This is a genomic window from Streptomyces olindensis, assembly GCF_040645895.1.
GTDB lineage: Bacteria > Actinomycetota > Actinomycetes > Streptomycetales > Streptomycetaceae > Streptomyces > Streptomyces olindensis.
In genome coordinates, this window is record NZ_JBEYZD010000069.1 from 30,891 (window position 1) to 48,410 (window position 17,520).

Annotated in this window: 12 protein-coding genes (1 of these 12 cut by a window edge); 9 read left to right on the forward strand and 3 right to left on the reverse strand. The window is 70.3% G+C overall.

The genetic code is table 11. The annotated features are described in order from the left end of the window. Together ABZ948_RS32405 and ABZ948_RS32410 are read left to right on the forward strand one after the other, a co-directional pair. A protein-coding gene (locus ABZ948_RS32405) for an SDR family NAD(P)-dependent oxidoreductase (protein ID WP_359765573.1) crosses the window boundary here: on the forward strand, positions 1-6,289 show its end. 9,530 nt of this gene lie to the left of the window's left edge; the window shows 6,289 of its 15,819 coding nt (coding positions 9,531-15,819); its start codon lies off the left edge, out of view; the stop codon is at positions 6,287-6,289. A 33-nt stretch (positions 6,290-6,322) separates the two neighbouring features. Further along, a complete protein-coding gene (locus ABZ948_RS32410; RefSeq protein ID WP_359765575.1) occupies positions 6,323-6,850 on the forward strand; it encodes a PaaI family thioesterase in 528 nt (175 codons plus the stop codon). An 86-nt stretch (positions 6,851-6,936) separates the two neighbouring features. Here ABZ948_RS32410 and solA read toward each other — a convergent pair whose 3' ends face one another. The 3 genes from solA to ABZ948_RS32425 form a co-directional block, all read right to left on the reverse strand. Beyond that, entirely contained in the window at positions 6,937-8,097 is a 1,161-nt protein-coding gene (gene solA, locus ABZ948_RS32415; RefSeq protein WP_359765577.1) for an N-methyl-L-tryptophan oxidase, read from the reverse strand. A 19-nt stretch (positions 8,098-8,116) separates the two neighbouring features. Then, positions 8,117-9,520 carry an NAD(P)/FAD-dependent oxidoreductase gene (locus ABZ948_RS32420; protein WP_359765579.1) on the reverse strand — a complete coding sequence of 468 codons (1,404 nt, stop codon included), beginning with the start codon at positions 9,518-9,520 and terminating at the stop codon, positions 8,117-8,119. Positions 9,521-9,731: 211 nt separating this feature from the next. Further along, positions 9,732-10,412 carry a haloacid dehalogenase type II gene (locus ABZ948_RS32425; RefSeq protein WP_359765581.1) on the reverse strand — a complete coding sequence of 227 codons (681 nt, stop codon included), beginning with the start codon at positions 10,410-10,412 and terminating at the stop codon, positions 9,732-9,734. A 201-nt stretch (positions 10,413-10,613) separates the two neighbouring features. Here ABZ948_RS32425 and ABZ948_RS32430 point away from each other — a divergent pair, with 201 nt between their 5' ends. From ABZ948_RS32430 to ABZ948_RS32460, 7 genes are all read left to right on the forward strand, one after another. Continuing rightward, on the forward strand, positions 10,614-11,300 hold the full coding sequence (locus ABZ948_RS32430; protein ID WP_359765583.1) for a GntR family transcriptional regulator: 687 nt from the start codon (positions 10,614-10,616) through the stop codon (positions 11,298-11,300). A gap of 304 nt (positions 11,301-11,604) precedes the next feature. Beyond that, positions 11,605-12,090: a RidA family protein gene (locus ABZ948_RS32435; protein ID WP_359765585.1), complete on the forward strand. Its 486-nt coding sequence runs from the start codon at positions 11,605-11,607 to the stop codon at positions 12,088-12,090. Between the two features lie 123 nt (positions 12,091-12,213). Next, positions 12,214-13,320, forward strand: coding sequence for an alanine racemase (locus tag ABZ948_RS32440; RefSeq protein ID WP_359765586.1), 1,107 nt, complete (start codon positions 12,214-12,216; stop codon positions 13,318-13,320). 71 nt (positions 13,321-13,391) lie between these two features. Then, positions 13,392-14,126, forward strand: coding sequence for an SDR family NAD(P)-dependent oxidoreductase (locus ABZ948_RS32445; RefSeq protein WP_359765588.1), 735 nt, complete (start codon positions 13,392-13,394; stop codon positions 14,124-14,126). A 209-nt stretch (positions 14,127-14,335) separates the two neighbouring features. Then, positions 14,336-15,439, forward strand: coding sequence for an ABC transporter substrate-binding protein (locus tag ABZ948_RS32450; protein WP_359765590.1), 1,104 nt, complete (start codon positions 14,336-14,338; stop codon positions 15,437-15,439). Then, positions 15,432-16,571 carry an ABC transporter ATP-binding protein gene (locus ABZ948_RS32455; RefSeq protein WP_359765592.1) on the forward strand — a complete coding sequence of 380 codons (1,140 nt, stop codon included), beginning with the start codon at positions 15,432-15,434 and terminating at the stop codon, positions 16,569-16,571. Before ABZ948_RS32450 ends, ABZ948_RS32455 begins: the two co-directional genes overlap by 8 nt. A 3-nt stretch (positions 16,572-16,574) precedes the next feature. After that, positions 16,575-17,471 carry an ABC transporter permease gene (locus ABZ948_RS32460; RefSeq protein WP_359765594.1) on the forward strand — a complete coding sequence of 299 codons (897 nt, stop codon included), beginning with the start codon at positions 16,575-16,577 and terminating at the stop codon, positions 17,469-17,471. Positions 17,472-17,520 lie beyond the last annotated feature (49 nt).

Sequence of the window (17,520 nt, forward strand, 5' to 3'; positions counted from 1 at the left end):
GGTGTCCCGCCGGGGCGACCGCGCGGACGGCACCCGGGAGCTGGTCACCGAACTGACCGCGCTGGGCGCCCAGGTTCGGGTGGCCGCGTGTGACGTGTCCGACCGCGACGCGGTGCGGGCACTGCTGGACACCGTCCCCGACGAGCGTCCGCTGACGGCGGTCGTCCACGCCGCCGGCGTCGTGGACGACAGCACGATCGAGAAGCTGACACCCGACCAGCTCGACCGGGTGCTGGCCTCGAAGGCGGACGCGGCCCTGCACCTGCACGACCTCACACGGCACCTGGACCTGTCGGCGTTCGTGACGTTCTCGTCCGTCGCGGCCGTCGTGGGCTCGCCCGGGCAGGCCAACTACGCGGCGGCCAACAGCGTCCTGGACGCCCTCGCGCGGTGCCGGACCGAAGCCGGACTGCCCGCCGTGTCGATCGCCTGGGGCCCCTGGAACGCCGGCAGCGGCATGACCCGCGACCTCGGACGCGACGGCCTGACGCGACTCGAACGGCTGGGCCTGCGCGCCCTCGCCGACGCCGACGGCTTCCACCTGTTCGACCAGGCACTGCACGCCGGCGCGCCCACCGTGGCGGCCGTCGAGTTCGACGCCGCCGCCCTGGCCGTCCAGGCCCGGGCCGGGACCCTGGCCGACGTCCTGCGGGAGGTGGCGCCGGTCACCGTGCGCCGCGCCGACAGGACAGGGGCGACAACCTTGGCCCGACGCCTCGCGGCGGCACCTCGGGACAAGCACGGCGAGCTCCTCCTCGACGCCGTCCGCGAATGCGCGGCAGCCGTGCTGGGCCATGCCTCGGCGGACGCGGTCGGCGGGGACACGCCGTTCAGCGAACTCGGATTCGACTCGCTCGGCGCGGTGGAGTTCAGGAACCGCCTCGCGCAGACGAGTGGGGTGACGCTGCCGTCGACCCTGGTGTTCGATCACCCGACGGCCAACGCCGTGGCACGGTACCTGCGCACCCGCATGGAAGGCGCGGGCACGACCGCTCGGCAGGTCACACGCCGCACCCGCGTGGAAGAGCCGATCGCCATCGTCGGAATGAGCTGCCGCTATCCCGGCGGTGTCGCCTCCGCCGACCAGTTGTGGGACCTCGTGGGAGCCGGCGGCGACGGCATCGGCCCGTTCCCGTCGGATCGCGGCTGGGACCTGGCCAACCTCTTCGACCCCGACCCGGACAAGCCCGGCACCGTCTACACCCGTGAAGCCGGTTTCCTGGCCGGCGCCGGTGACTTCGACGCGGCCTTCTTCGGCATCGGGCCGCGCGAGGCAGCCGCGATGGACCCCCAGCAGCGCCTGCTGCTGGAGGTCTCCTGGGAGGCACTGGAGAACGCGGGCATCCCCCCGACGTCCCTGCGCGGCACCGACACCGGCGTCTACGCCGGCGTGATGTACCAGGACTACGAGCACACGGCCCGGTCGGCCGCGGCGGCCGCCGAGGGCTACGTGGCCACCGGCTCGGCGGGCAGCGTCGTCTCGGGCCGGGTCGCCTACGCCCTCGGCCTCGAAGGCCCGGCGGTCACCATCGACACGGCCTGCTCGTCCTCGCTCATGGCGATGCACATGGCGGCCCAGGCGCTGCGGCAGGGGGAGTCGTCCCTGGTCCTCGTCGGCGGTGTGACGGTGATGTCCACGCCGCTGCTGTTCGTGGAGTTCTCCCGTCAGCGCGGACTTTCCCCGGACGGCCGCTGCAAGGCGTTCTCGTCCACGGCCGATGGTGTGGCGTGGTCCGAGGGCGTGGGTGTACTGGTGCTGGAGCGTCTTTCGGATGCCCGGCGGTTGGGGCACAACGTGCTGGCGGTGGTTCGTGGCAGTGCGGTGAACCAGGACGGTGCGAGCAACGGCCTGACGGCCCCGAACGGCCCGTCCCAGGAACGGGTGATCGCGCAGGCGCTCGCCAACGCCGGTCTGACACCGGGTGATGTGGACGCGGTCGAGGCCCACGGCACGGGCACGACCCTCGGCGATCCGATCGAGGCCCAGGCGCTGATCTCCGCTTACGGCCAGGACCGTGAGGAACCGCTGCGGATCGGCTCGGTGAAGTCCAACATCGGACACACGCAGGCCGCCGCGGGTGTGGCCGGTGTGATCAAGATGGTGCAGGCGCTCAGGCACGGCTGGCTACCGCGGACGCTGCACGTCGACGAGCCGTCGCCGCACGTGGACTGGTCGGCCGGCTCGGTGCGCCTGTTGGCCGACCCCGAGCCGTGGCCCGCGAACGGCCGGGTCCGCCGGGCGGGTGTCTCGTCCTTCGGCATCAGCGGCACCAACGCCCACGTCATCCTGGAGGAGGCGCCTGCCGCTGCCGCGCGGGAGACTGCGGCTGAGCCGGCTCCTGTTCCGGTGGTGCCGTTGGTGGTGTCGGGCCGGAGTGAAGCGGCTGTGCGGGCACAGGCATTGCGGCTGCGGGAGTGGCTGCTTCAGCGGCCGGATGCCGACTTGCCTGACGTGGCTGCGTCGTTGGTGTCGTCGCGGGCGCAGTTGGAGTGGCGGGGCGCGGTTGTCGGCCGTGACCGCGACGAGTTGCTGTCCCGCTTGAGTGATCTCGAACCTGGTGCGGTCGGTTCGGGGAAGACGGCGTTCCTCTTCACCGGCCAGGGTGCGCAACGGGCCGGTATGGGTGCCGGGTTGTATGAGGCGTTCCCGGTGTTCGCTGCCGCGCTGGACGAGGTGTGTGCGGCGTTCGCTCCGTTGCCCTTGAAGGACGTCATGTTCGGCGATGGCGACCTGCTGAACCGGACCGAGTACACCCAGCCCGCGCTGTTCGCGTTCGAAGTGGCACTGTTCCGCCTCCTCGAATCGTTCGGGATAAGCCCGGACTTCCTGATCGGGCATTCCATCGGTGAGCTGGTGGCCGCGTACGTCTCCGGCATCTGGTCGCTGGAAGACGCCTGCCGGGTTGTCGAGGTCCGGGGCCGGCTGATGGGTGCTCTGCCTGAGGGCGGGGCAATGCTCGCGATAGCCGCTACCGAGGACGAGATTGCGGACGACCGCGTGTCCATCGCCGCGGTCAACGCCCCCGGGGCCATTGTCGTTTCGGGTGACGAGGACGCGATCGCGGAGGTCGAGCAGCGGTTCACCGAGGCCGGTCGCAAGGCCAAGCGTCTCCAGGTCAGCCACGCCTTCCACTCGGCTCTGATGGAGCCAATGCTGGACGACTTCGCCGCCGTCACGCGCGAGGTCACCTACAACGCCCCGCGTATACCGCTCGTCTCGAACGTCTCCGGTGACCTGGCTGGTGACGAACTGCTGGACCCCGCCTACTGGGTCCGTCAGGTCCGCGCAGCGGTCCGTTACGCCCCCGGCGTCGAGACACTCCTCGCCTCCGGCGTGCGCCGTTTCCTGGAGGTCGGTCCGGATGCGGTCCTGGCGGCGATGACCCGCCAGAGCCTCCCCGAGGAGGCCAGGGCCTTCGTGGCAGCGGCCGCGCGCCGCGACCACGACGAGCACGAGCAGTTCGTCACGATGCTCACCCAGGCGCACACGACCGGCATCACCGTGGACTGGGCCCCGCTGTTCCCGGGCCGCCCGCGCAAGCACATCGCTCTGCCCACCTACGCCTTCCAGCACCAGCGCTACTGGCTCGAAGCCGACCTCTCCGCTACAGGAGACCTGAGCCGGGCAGGGCTGCTGTCGTTCGCCCACCCGTTCCTCACGGCGGACGTGCGGCTGGCGGGCCGGGACGAGCGGCTGTTCACCGGCCGGCTGTCCCTGGCCACCCACCCCTGGCTGGCCGACCACGCCGTCCTCGGTTCCGTGCTGCTGCCGGGCACCGCGTTCGTGGAGCTGGCGCTGAGCGCGGGCGCCCACGTGGGCGTCGGGACGGTCGAGGAACTGCTGCTGGAGGCCCCGCTGCCGCTGGCCGCCGACACGGCCGTGGACGTCCAGGTCGGCGTCGGTCCCGTGGACGGAGCCGGCCGCCGCACCTTCGCGGTGCACTCCAGGCGGGTGTCGGGCACGGCCGGGCAGGACGCGCCCGACGACGACTGGCTGCTGCACGCCCAGGGCGTGCTGGCACCCGCCGACACCACCCGGGTGCCGGCGGGGACCTGGCCGCCCGCGGACGCCGAACGGCTGCGCGGCGAGGACCTGTACGGCCGCTTGGCGGATCTCGGGTTCGAGTACGGGCCGGCGTTCCGGCGGGTGTCGGTGGCCTGGCAGCGCGGCGACGAGGCCTTCGCCGAGCTGGCGCTGGACGACACCGCCCCCGCCCTCGCGCCCGCGCCGGGCTTCGGCATCCACCCGGCACTGTTCGACGCGGCGCTGCACGCCGTGATCGACGGGCTCGCCCAGGCGATGCCGCCGGGACGGCTGCCGCTGCCGTTCTCGTTCTCCGGGGTCCGGCTGCACCGCGCCGGCGCCTCGGCGGTACGGGCCCGTATCGTCCGCACGGGCGAGGACGAGGCCCGGATCGAGCTGGTCGACGAGACGGGGGCGCCGGTGCTGACCGTCGAGTCGCTGCGGGCCCGCCCGGTCGAGGCCCGCTCGCTCGGTGACGCGGCGCAACGCGTCAACGGGGCGATGCTGGGCCTGGAATGGGTCGAGGTCGCCGGCGCGGGCCACGGCTCGGAGCCGGTCCCCGAACCGGTCGCCGAACCGGTCGTGTGGAACGCCGGCTCGGTGTGCCCCGACGGGGACGGGAGCGCCGAGGCGGTGCACGCCGCCGTCCGGGCGACGCTGGGCATGCTGCGGGAGTGGCTCGCCGACCGCGGGTCCTCCGAGTCGCCGCTGGTCGTGGCCACGCGGGGCGCGGCGGCGCTGCCCAGTGAGGCGCCGGATCCGGTCGCGGCGGCGGTGGCGGGGCTGGTGCGCAGCGCGCAGTCGGAGCACCCCGGCCGCATCACCCTCGTCGACCATGACGGCGGGGAACTGCCCGCCGCCACGGCGGCCCGGGCGGCGGCAGCGGAGGAGCCCGAACTGATGCTGCGCGACGGGCGGCTGCTCGCCCCCCGCCTGGCCCGGATGGGGGCGAGCGCCTCGGAGGTGTCCTTCGGGTCCGGCACGGTGCTGGTCACCGGCGGCACCGGCGGGCTCGGCGCGGCCGTGGCCCGGCACCTCGTCGAGGCGCACGGCGTCCGGCACCTGCTGCTGGTGTCGCGGCGCGGTGAACAGGCCGAGGGCGCACCGGAGCTGGTGGCCGCGCTGCGCGCCGCGGGGGCCGAGGTGCGGGTGGCGGCGTGCGACGCGGGCGACCGCGCGGCACTCCGGGACGTGCTCGCCGCCCTGCCCGCCGACGCGCCGTTGACCGCCGTCGTCCACTCGGCCGGCGTCCTGGACGACGGCATGGTGGAGACCCTGACCCCGGAGCAGGTGGACCGGGTCCTCGCGCCGAAGGTCGACGCGGCGCTGAACCTGCACGAACTGACCCGCGAGCACGACCTGTCGGCGTTCGTGCTGTTCTCCTCGGCGGCGGCCGTGCTCGGCTCGCCCGGACAGGGCAACTACGTGGCGGCGAACAGCTTCCTCGACGCCCTCGCCCGTCGCCGCGCCGCCGAAGGCCTGCCCGCCGTCTCGGTCGCCTGGGGCCCGTGGCAGCAGGACTCGGGCATGACCCGGGGACTGGGTGACGCGGGGCTGTCGCGGCTGGAGCGCATCGGGCTGCAGGCGCTCGGCCAGGACGAAGGGCTCGCGCTGTTCGACCTGGCCGTCGGTGCCGGACGGCCGGTGGTGGCCGCGACCCGGTTCAGCCGGGCGCGACTCGCGGAGCAGGCCCGTGACGGACTGCTGCCTGCCGTCCTGCGGGGGCTCGTGCCGACGGCCGTGCGGCAGCCGGACGACACCGGGGAGCTGACGCGCAGGCTCGCGTCGGCGCCGCCGGACGAACGGGAGGCGCTCGTCGTGGACCTCGTCCGCGACCAGGCCGCGGCCGTGCTCGGTCACACGAGCGGCGAGGCGATCCCCGTCGAGGCGCCGTTCACGGAACTCGGGTTCGACTCGCTCGGCGGAGTCGAGTTCCGCAACCGGCTGGCGAAGGCGACCGGACTGTCGCTGCCGTCGACCCTGGTGTTCGACCACCCGACCACGGCGGCGGTGGCGAAGCTGCTCCTGTCGCGCCTGGAGGACGGCGGCCCGGACGGGGCCGTCGAGCAGCACGTCGAGTCGCTGCGGACGGTGCTCTCGCAGATCACGTCCGGCTCGGAGAAGGTGCGGCTGGCCCGGCAGCTCCGCGCGCTCGTCGCGGAGGTGCTGGAGGAGCGCGAGCCCACCGCGCAGATCACCGCCGCCGCGGTCGAATCGGCCACGGGCGACGAGATCTTCGCACTGATCGACAAGACCCTTTCGTGACCGTGGACGGTCTCCCGGAGAGAAGGTTGTGAGATGACGCAGACGAGTGTCCCGGCGGGCACGGACGGCGAGGAGAGGACGCTCGAGGTCAGCTGGGCCGATCCCCGCGCGGCGCTGCTGCGCGCGTTCGGGATGTCGCGCGACGAGCTGCTGAAGAGCATCGTCGACGGGGACCTGCCCAATCCGCCGATCGGGCAGTTGCTGAACTTCAGGGTCACGGAGGCCGCGCCCGGCCGGGCGGTCATCGAGTTCGTGCCGGAGGAGCGGCACGAGAACCTCATCGGCGTGGTGGCCGGCGGAGTCGCCGGAACCGTGCTGGACGCCGCGATGTGGATCGCCGTCCAGGCGTCGCTGGAGGACAAGTCGGTGGTGAGCACCGTCAGCCTGAGCCTGAACTTCATCCGCAAACTGTCCCGGGAGTCCGGAACGGTGCGCGCGGTGGCCCGCACGCTCCACGTCGGGCGGTCGACCGCCACCGCGGAGTCCTGGCTGGAGGACGCGTCGGGACGGCGGTACGCGCAGGCCACGGCCAGTTTCCTGCGCATGGGAGGCGGCGAGTGACGCGACGCTGACCAGGCACCACCGCCCCTCCGGCCCACGCAACCGCAGGCCGGAGGGGCGGCGGCCGACCCGCCCGGCGGGATGTCCTAAACGCCCTGAGTCCCTCCGGTCCCGAACCGGTCCGGACGCATGAAGTCCAGGCCGTCGACGGTCTGCTTGCCGAGCGCCTCGTGTGCGGCGATGTGGCCGTAGCCGGTGGCCATTTTGAAGCCCTTTCCGGAGAATCCGGTCGCACAGTAGATCCTGCTGTCGTCGTCCAGCCGGCCGAGGAGGGGATGCCTGTCCTCGGTGAAAAGCTCGGGAAAGGCGTCGGAGCGCACGATGGTGGGGGTGAGGCCGGGGAAGAACTCGCTGACGGTCTCGGTGACCCTTTCGATTTCTTCCGGGGTGAGTTCTCTGGGCACGGAGGCCGGGTCGGGGGTCGCCCTCGCCCGCCCGGCCGGCGGTCCGTCCACCGATGCCTTGACCGTCACGCCATCGACGGCGGGTGCCCCGTACAAGGAGCGATCCTCGTACAGCCGGCTGAAGACGGGGAATCTCTCCGGCGAGAACTGCGTGCCGTCCTGGGCGATGAACCAGGTCAGGACGATCCGATGGGTTTCCGTGACGGCCTTGAGACGGTCGGGCATGAGCCTTCGGGACCAGCCGCCCGAGGCGACGATGACCCTCTCGAACGTCCAGGTTCTGTCACCCGAGGTGACGACCACGCCGTGTTCGGTTTCGGTGATGCTCTCCACGGGTGTGTTCTGCAGGACGGTGGCGCCGTTGGCCCGGGCCGCCGCGACGGCGGCGCTGACGGCGCGGTCGGTGCGCAGAACGCCGGCGCGGGGATCGTAGACGGCGCAGTCGTCGGGGCGGAGGTTGTGCTGGGGGTAGCGTTCCGCCAACTCCTCCCGGCCGAGGACGCGGTGCTCGGCTCCGGTGCTGCGCGTCGTCTCGAGGAGGCTGTTGATGAAGCCGCCGTTCGCCGTCCCGATGGACAGGCCCCCGGTGGGGAGGAAGATGTGCTGCCCGGTTTCCGCTTCGAGCTCCGCCCAGAGACTGCGGGAGCGTTCGATGATCGGGTAGTAGTCGGGTCTCCCGAGGTAGACCATGCGGAACAGGCGGGTGTCCCCGCCGACGGCACTGCGGCCGTGGGCGGGTGTGGCGGCCTCGAAGCCCACCACCGAGCCGGACAGCCGGGAGGCCTGCCACAGGGCCATGCTTCCGATGCTGCCCAAGCCGATGACTGCGAGTTCTGCGTCCATGTGAGCAGGTCCTTTTCGTCTACTCGTGAAGTCCGGCGAGCCTGCTGCCGAATCTGGCCAGGAGTGAGGTCCTGCTGGAACCCCTGCGCTCTTCCCACTGGTCGGCAATACCGAAGAGCCGGTACATGGCGTGGACGCCCAGCCAGCGGATGGGTTCCGGTTCCCACTTCCGTGCCCGGTGGCCGACCCAGGGAAGGGTGGTGCGTTCGGTTTCCTTCTCGAAGGCGAGCTCCACGAGAGTCCTGCCGCCGACGTAGGCCGACGTCACGCCGTGCCCTGCGTAGCCGGTGGACGATCCGACGCCCGATGCCGGGTCCCAGAGCACGCCGCCGTTCCAGTCCCGCGTGACGCCCAGGACTCCCGACCAGGCGTGATCCACCTCGAAGGGGATCCCCGGGAAGAAGGAACCGAGCTTCTGCGAGAGCAGGTCGATGGTGGACCGGGCGGTCGCCCCGGCTCCCCCTGTGCCGGAGCCGAAGCGGTAGGGGACACCGCGGCCTCCCATGGCGATACGGCCGTCCGACGTCCGCTGGGCGTAGATGAACGTGTGCGCGGAGTCGTTGAGGCACTGGGGCCCGTCCCAGCCGATCTGCTGCCACGCCTCCTCCGGCAGGGGCTTGGTCACGATCATCGAGGAGTTGACCGGGATCAGGCTCCGGCGGCCCAGCAACTGGCCCGAATACCCCTCGGTGCAGATGAACGTCTTCGCCGCGGTGACCCGCCCGCCGGCCAGAGTGAGGGTCCTGCCTCCGACACTGTCCACGCGGCTGCCCTCGTAGATCCTGACCCCCATGGAGGTCAGGGTGTCGGCGAGGCCGTAGACGAGCTTCGCGGGGTGGATCCGCGCGCAGTGCTTGTAGTAGAGCCCGCCGTGGACGGTGGAGATGTTGACCTGGGACTGGAACTCGTCCCGGTCGAGCAGGTGGACCTCGTCGTCGGTCAGCCCGTACTTCAGGTCCGCATCACGCCGGGTGACGAGTCGGCCCAGCCCCGCCCGGGTGTGGGCGGCGACGAGCGCGCCCCCCTTGTGCTGATCCGCGTCGATGCCCTCGGCCTGGAGGATGTCCAGGACCGCGTCGACGCCGGCGACGAACTCCTGCTGCAACCCCCGGCTCGCCTCCAGCCCTCCTCCGGCGCGGGCGAAGGTGGCACGGTTCCCCGGCGGCATGGCCGACAGCCAGCCACCGTTGCGCCCTGACGCGCCGTAGCCCACCTGCTCGGCCTCGAAGACGGCCACCGTGAGCGACGGTTCGAGCTTCTTGGCGAAGTACGCCGCCCACAGACCGGTGTAGCCGCCGCCGACTATGGCCACGTCGACGGAGTCCTGGCCGGTGAAACGGGGGAACGAGGGCCTCCTGTCGGCCAGTTGGGCCACCCAGAAGCCGAGCTCTCCGTTTCGGGGTGGCGCCGCGAGGGCGTTCATGCGCGTCCTTCCTCTGTGTCTGGGAACGGCGTCGGTACGGGAAGGCGGTGGAGCCCCGCCGACGGGGGAGAGGCGGGGACCTGTGACCGCTCGCCGAAGTCCGGCGTACCGGCCAGAAGACCGGCGTCTGCACGAGCCGGACCCGGTCGTGCAGACGTACGCGTCGCCGGCGAGTACGGGTATCTCCAGTCCTCGGTTCTCCGCTCAGGCGTCAGGGGCGCGGGAGGCCGAAGAGGACCGGGAGGTCGGCGATGTCGGTGATCCGCTCGTAGCCGAGCCAGTGCTCGTCGTGCTCCCAGCCGCGGTCCATGTACACCTTGTTCTCGATGCCCATGATGGCCGCGGAGCGCAGGTCGTACATCGGGCTGGCGGAGACGTGCACGATCTCGTCGGGTGTCACGCCGAGCTTGTCCAACATGTACTCGAACGCACTGAGCCGCGGCTTGTAGACGCCCATCTCCTCGGCGCTGATGACGACCTCGATCGGGGCCTTGAGGTTCTCCGCGAGGCGCACGGCGTGCGCCGTGTCGCTGTTGGTGATGATGACCAGCGGGACTGCCTCGGCCAGGCGGTTCAGCGCCTCGGTGACACCGGGGTACGGGCCCCAGGTGGGGATGCGCTCGTACACCGCCCGCGCCTCGTCCTCGCGGTACTCGAGACCGACGCTGCGCGAGGCGCGTTCCATGGAACGCGCGACGATCTGGTGGAACGGCTGGTACGCGCCCGTGCACTCGTCGATCCGGTACGCCTTGCAGATCCGCAGGTACTCATCGGCGACCTCGGCCGGCAGCCGGTCGCCCAGCACCTCACGCATCGTGTCGTTGATGCTGAACTTGATCAGTGTTCCGTTCATGTCGAACGTCGCGAACTTGGGCTTGATGTCGAATCCCACGGTTCCTCCTAGTGCCTCAGCGGAGCAGCTCCGCTTTGGTCGATTGTCGACCATCTGCCTTTGTCGATTGTCGACCAGATGCTCCTGGGCTGTCAATGGGGTTGTCAACGGGGCTGTCGATGAGGGGCTGGACGCGAAAACCGCAAGGGTATAGTCGACAAACGACCAAATGGTCGGCGAGCGTCGAGGGAGGGCCCCGGGGTGGACCACAAGTTCGAGTGGCAGGAGCAGCGGACGACGACGCCGGAAGGTGTCTACCGCACACTGCGCGCCGCCATCCTCGACGGGACCGTACCTCCTGGTGGCCAGCTGCGCGAAGCGCACATCGCCTCTGATCTCGGGATCAGCCGGTCCCCGCTGCGTGAGGCGCTGACCAAGCTGGAGGAGGAAGGGCTCGTCGTCAAGATCCCCTACCGGGGGGCGTTCGTCGTCGAGGTGAGTGCTCGCGAGGTCGCCGAGATCGACTCGGTCCGGCTGCGTGTCGAGCCGTACGCCGCCGAGCTCTCGGCCGAAGCGCTGCGCGGCCCTGAGCGGCCCCGGCTGCTGCAGACCGTCGAGGATCTCCGCCGGGCGATGGAGAAGGACGACATCCCCGCCAGCATCGACGCGCATCTTCGCTTCCACAGGCTCTTCTACGATCTCTCGGGCCACGGCGTCCTGCAGAGCCTGTGGAGCGGCTGGGAGACGAAGCTGCGCCTGCACCTCAGCGTCGATCACCGCACGTACAGCGACGACCCGCATCAACTGGTCGTCGAGCACGAGAGGTTGGCCACGGTCGCCCTGGAGGGCGACACCGACGCGTTCCGTCAGGAACTGGCTGCCCATTTCCCCATGGGGCTGCGAGCCGGGACGGAAGACCCGGGGGAGCGCACGCACCGGCACGCGTGAGGCGATGCCGGCTGCGTGAAGTCTCCCGGCCGGCTCGCCACCCGGACGACAAGACCCCGTAGGGCACGGCGACGCGGGATCAGCGCACTCAGAGGTTGAAGCCTGTATTGACAGCGCTCGACAGGCCCTCATATGGTCGACAAACGACAATCGACTGAGTGTTTTCAGCCTCCATACGAGATTCGTCGCCCCCTGTTACTCGAGAGGAGAGCCGAGTGCAGATGATCAGAATTCACCCGAACCGGGCGCTCGTGGCCAACTGCGAGGGTGTGTCCCCTGGCGCGTCGTCCGTGCTGGTGACCCGATGAGCGGGTCCGTGACCTCGGCAGCGAACACCGACTCCGCTTCCGGCCGGCTCCAGGCCTTGGGCCTGGCCCTTCCCGAGCTCCGTGACAACCCGCACTACGTGCACCACCGGAGTGTGGACTCCAGCATCTACATTTCGGGCCAACTGCCATACAAAGACGGTCGGTTGATGGGCCAGGGCATCGTCGGCCGGGACGTCGACCTGGAGACGGCGCGGGAACTCGCGCGCCACGCAGCGCTCAACTGCCTCGCCGCCGCTGCGCAGGCGGTGGGCGACCTGGACCGGGTCCGGATCGTGCAGATGCTGGTCTTCGTGGCCGGCACGCCGGACTTCGGCGAGCAGTCGAACGTCGCCGGCGCGGCCAGTGAACTGCTCATCGAGGTGCTGGGCGAGAACGGACGGCACGCCCGCACCGCCATCGGTGTCGCCGGGCTGCCGCTCAAGAGTCCGGTCGAGATCCAGATGGTCTGCACCGCTGTGTAGGACGGGGCCGACGGCCCCGCACGCAAGTGCGCGCGATCTCGCGGACCGCGCACGCTCGGCATCCAGGGGCAGCCGGCACCCGTGCCCCCCGATCATTCCAGCCAGAACCACAAGGAGGGCAGCGTGAACCGGCTGCAACGAGCACTCGACGCTCTGGTCGAGCGGATCGACACCCCCGCGCCGATCGTGCTGGTCGACGTCATGCAGGGCAACATCGACCGCGTTCAGGGCTTCGCCGACCAGCACGACCTCAAGGTCAGGCCGCACGTCAAGACGCACAAGTGCGTGGAGATCGGGCGGCGTCAGGTCGAGGCCGGCGCGGTCGGGATCACCGCGGGAAACGTCGGTGAGGCCGAGGTCTTCGCCGCGGCCGGATTCGACGACATCTTCCTCGCCTACCCGATCTGGCCTGCGGGTACGAAGGGACCCCGGATCCGCCGGCTCGCCGAGTCCGCCCGGCTGCGGGTCGGCGTCGACAACGTCCCGGCGATCGAGGCCCTCGCCGACGCCATGGGAGACGAACCGGACCGCTTGCAGGTCGTGATCGAGGTCGACTGTGGCGCCCGTCGTTCCGGGGCGCCGCCCGAGGTCGCGGGCGACCTCGCGCGCGCCGCCCGCAAGCGCGGTCTGGTACCGGTGGGCGTCTTCACCTATCCAGGCCACGGCAGCGCCGGCCCCGACACTCGCCGGCGCGCGGCGCAGGACCAGGAGGCCGCGCTCACCACCGCGGTACGCGGTCTCGCCGTCGTCGGGGTCACCGCTGAGGTGGTCAGCGCCGGCTCCACTCCCACCCTGGAGTTCGCCACCAGCGGCGTGATCACCGAGATCCGTCCCGGCGAGTACGTCTTCGGCGATCTGAACAACGCCCGGCTGGGCTCCTGCACGGAAGACCAGATCGCGCTGTTCGTCGCCGGCACCGTGGTCAGCGACTGGGTCCCCGACCAGGTCGTTCTCGACGTGGGCACCAAAGCCCTCAGCCGTGAGGGCAGCCCCGAACTCGGCTACGGCGGCATCGCCGGCACGAAGGCGGTGCTGGCCAAGCTCAACGAGTACCACGGATTCCTCCCGTTGCCGGGCGGCGAGTTCCGCCCCGGCGTCGGCAGCGTCGTACCGGTGGTGCCGAACCACGTGTGCCCGGTCGTCCTCGGCTTCGAGGAACTGATCGTCACCGACAGCACGGGCACGTCGCTTCAGCGGTGGCCGGTCGACGCCCGCGGATTCCTCAACTGACAGGGGGCGGGACGAGATTTTCGTGGCCGAGCCCGCAACCGACCGACCTCCCCCGTAAAGGAATGTCTGACATGAGACTCAACAACGTCGCCGCCCTGGTGACCGGTGCCGGCAGCGGCATCGGCGAGGCGGTGAGTTCCCACTTCCGCCGCGAGGGCGCGCGGCTGCTGCTCACCGGCCGCAGGGAGCGACTCGACAGCGCTGAACCCGACGACCTGTACGTGCCCGGAGACCTCAATGACGAGGCGTTCGTCGAACACCTGGCCAAGCAGGCCGCGGAGTCCTTCGGCACCCTCGACGTCGTCGTCCTCAACCACGGCCTGCAAGCCACCAGTCCGCTCACCGAGATGACCTACGACGACGCGAAGAACGTGCTCGAGAGCAACCTGCTCAGCGCGTTCCTGGTGATGAAGCACTTCGCGCCGCTGATGCCCCCCGCAGGAGGCTCGTTCGTCTGCGTCGGTTCCCGGCTCGGCATGGTCGGCAAACCCGGGGAAGTCCTGTACTCCGCCGCCAAGGGCGGCCTCATCATGCTCGCCAAGGGCGCGGCGATCGAATGGGCCCCGCGCAACATCCGCGTCAACGTCGTCGCTCCGGGGCTGACCGCCACTCCGGTCATCGAAGCGTCGTTCCAGCGCAGGCCCGACCCCGAGGCCTACCGTCGCGAGCGCGAGAGCCAGATCCCGCTCCAGCGCCTCGCCACCCCCGAAGAGGTCGCTGACGCGGTGCTCTTCTTCGCGTCGTCGGAGTCGTCCTACGTGACCGGATCGGTCCTGACCGTCGACGGCGGATACACCGCCTTCTGAACATCCGCTTTCCGAACATCCCTGCTGGACATCCCCGCTGGACATCAGCAGCGCTGGGCGGAACGTCCTGTTCTCCGTCTCGTCTGCCGAACGATGTCGCCGGAGTAGGCCTTCATGCTCGGCGCTGGTGAGGACCCCCGGCCCCCTGCGCGTCGCCGTCTGGCCCCCGCACTGCTGGTCCCATATGTACCTGAATGAGGAGTTTTGTCATGAATGGTTCCCAGGTCAGCCGTAGAGCGCTTTTGCGCGGCGTGGGCGGCCTGGCCGCCGTCGCCGCTCTGCCCTCCCTCACCGCCTGCGGCACCGGCACCAGCCGTGCGGCGGCGGGGGATGGCAAGGGCGGCGGCAAGACGGTGGTCGTCCGTGACAGCGGCGGCTCCTATGGTGCGGCTCTGCAGAAGGCGATCTACACGCCGTTCACGCAGGAGACCGGCATCCAGGTGAAGGTGCTGAACCTGGACGACGCCCCGCTGCTGGCCCAGATCAAGCAGGGCCGCCCGCAGTGCGACCTCATCAACAACTCGATGATGTCCCACCACAAGTACGTGGCCCAGGACGCCCTGGAAACGCTGGACCGCGACCGGATCAAGAGCCTGAAGACCGCAAAGATCCCCGAGGCCCAGATCACCGACCATGCCATCGGCCACAGCTTCTACGGCCAGTGCATCGGATACCGCACCGACGCCTTCGACGGCCGCAAGCCCGAGTCCTGGGCGGACTTCTGGGACACCAAGGCGTTCCAGGGCAGCCGCGCGATGGTCCACCCGGACGGTGACCTGCCGGAGCTGGAGTTCGCCCTGCTGGCCGACGGCGTCCCCATGGACAAGCTGTACCCGCTCGATGTGGACCGCGCGTTCAAGGCGCTGACCCGGCTCCGGCCGGACATCAAGAAGTTCTGGGACAGCGGCCCGCTGCCGGGTGTACTGCTCAGCCGCCAGGAAGTGACGATGTCCACCGTCTGGGATGGCCGGCTCGCCGACCTGCAGAAGCAGGGCGTCCCGGTGCAGCGGCAGCTCAACGGCATGCGCCGCCAGTTCCAGGGCTACGCCATTGCCAGGGACGCGGCCAACGTGGACAACGCCTACCAGCTGATGGATTTCGCCCTGCGCGCCGAGAGCCAGGCCGCGCTGGCGAAGGCGTTCCCGTCGAACCCGTCGTCCCCGGTGGCTTACGCGAAGCTCACGGAGGACGAGCGCAACGCGCTGGCGGGTGCGCCGAAGTACTACGACGAGGGCTTCGACGCGGATGTCGACTGGTGGCTGAAGAACGAGTCGGCCGTCACCAAGCGCTGGTTGGAGTGGGCTCGTGGGTGAATTCGGTATCGCGGCACCGTCGTTGAAGGTGGCCGGTGACAAGCCGGCCACCGCGACCGGCAAGGCGCTGTCGGTCGTGGCCCTGCGCAAGACCTACGGGGACGTCGTCGCGGTTGACGAGGCGTCGATGGAGATCGCGGCGGGGGAGTTCGTCACCTTCCTCGGCTCCTCCGGGTCGGGCAAGACCACGACGCTGATGATGATCGCCGGGTTCTGTGAACCCGACTCCGGCACCATCACCGTCGGCGGCCGCGACATGACGCGGCTGGCGCCGCAGAAGCGCGGCCTCGGCTTCGTCTTCCAGCAGTACCTGCTCTTCCCGCACATGACCGTGCAGGAGAACGTCGCCTTCCCGCTCACCCTGCGTGGTGTGCCGAAGGACGAGATCCGTCGCCGGGTGGGGGAGACGCTGGAGATCGCGGGCCTGTCCCGCTTCGGCGGCCGCAAGCCGCGTGAGCTGTCCGGCGGTCAGCAGCAGCGGGTCGCCCTGTGCCGCGCGCTGGTCTACCGCCCGCCGGTCATCCTCATGGACGAGCCACTGGGCGCCCTGGACAAGAAGCTCCGTGACCAGCTCCAGGTCGAGATCAAGACCATCCAGCAGGAACTCGGCCTGACCGTCATCTATGTGACGCATGATCAGGAAGAGGCGCTGGTCATGTCGGACCGCATCGCGGTCATGCGCAACGGCCTGATCGAGCAGTTCGACACCCCGAGGGAACTCTTCGAGCGGCCGAAGACCCCCTTCGTGGCGGACTTCCTGGGCGCGGCCAACTTCCTGCCCGGCCGCGTGGAGCAGCACACCGACGAGCACACCTTGGTCCGTCTGGACGGCAGCGGCGGCCTGATCAAGGCCCGCCGCCACGACCTGCCCTCCGGCGCGTCGGTGAAGGTCGCGGTGCAGCCGGGCCGGCTGCGGGCCTGTACCGCCGACGACGGCTTCTGTACCGGCACCGTCGAGACCGCCACCTACGTGGGCACCCTCGTACGCGCGGGTGTGCGTATCGACGGCGGTCAGTCGCCGCTGCTGCGTCTGGAGGTTCCGGCCGGCCGCGGCCCCGTCGCCGGCGAGCGTGTCGGCATCACCGCTGACCCGGACGACGTCAACCTCTTCGCCGACGAACAGGCGGGGTGAGTCATGGCCGCCACCCTCACCGCCACCACCCCCGCACGCCCCCGCAAACTGCTGGCCTCGCGCCGGACCCGGGTCGGGATCCTGTACGCGCTGCCGGTCGTCGTCTACCTGCTGGTGCTGTTCGTCTATCCGATCTTCTCCACGCTGCTGCTGAGCCTGAAGAACGCCGACGGCTCGTTCACCCTGCACTGGTACGCCGACGCACTGACGGGTGTGAACCTGTCGGTGCTGATCACCACGCTGCGGATCTCCGCCGAAACAGCCGTGCTGAGCCTGGTGTTCGGGTTCGTCCTGGCTCAGGCGATCACCCGGCTCAAGCCCATCCTTGCGGGCCTGGCGATGCTGGTCGTGGTCGTGCCGCACTTCGTCAGCGCCCTGGTGCGCACCTACGGCTGGATCATCATGCTCGGCGACAAGGGCCTGGTGAACGAGACCCTGACCGCCATGTCGGTACCCGGAGCGCCGTTCCAGCTCCTCTACAACGAGCTCGGCGTGGTCATCGGCACCACCTCGATGATGCTCCCGTACACCGTGCTGCTGCTCTACGGCGTGATGCGCGGCGTGGACCGGCGCCTGCTCGCGGCCGCGTCCAGCATGGGCGCGGGCAAGGTGACCATCTTCCGCCGCATCTACCTGCCACTGGTCGCCCCCGGCCTGGCCAGCGCCGGACTGCTCAGCTTCATCCTCTCGCTGGGCTACTACATCACCCCGGCCCTGATGGGCGGACCCGACCAGACCATGATCGCCACCCTCATCAACCAGCAGGTCACCAAGGAGAACCAGTGGAACGGGGCCGCCGCGCAGGGCGTGATCCTGCTGGTGCTCACCCTGGCCGGACTGCTGCTGGTCAAGGCCGTGACCTCGCTGGGGGCCAGCCGTAAGAAGAGGAGCGCGACATGATGGAACTGCGCAAGTCCCTCGCCGGACGCATCGCCCTGACCGCGGTGGC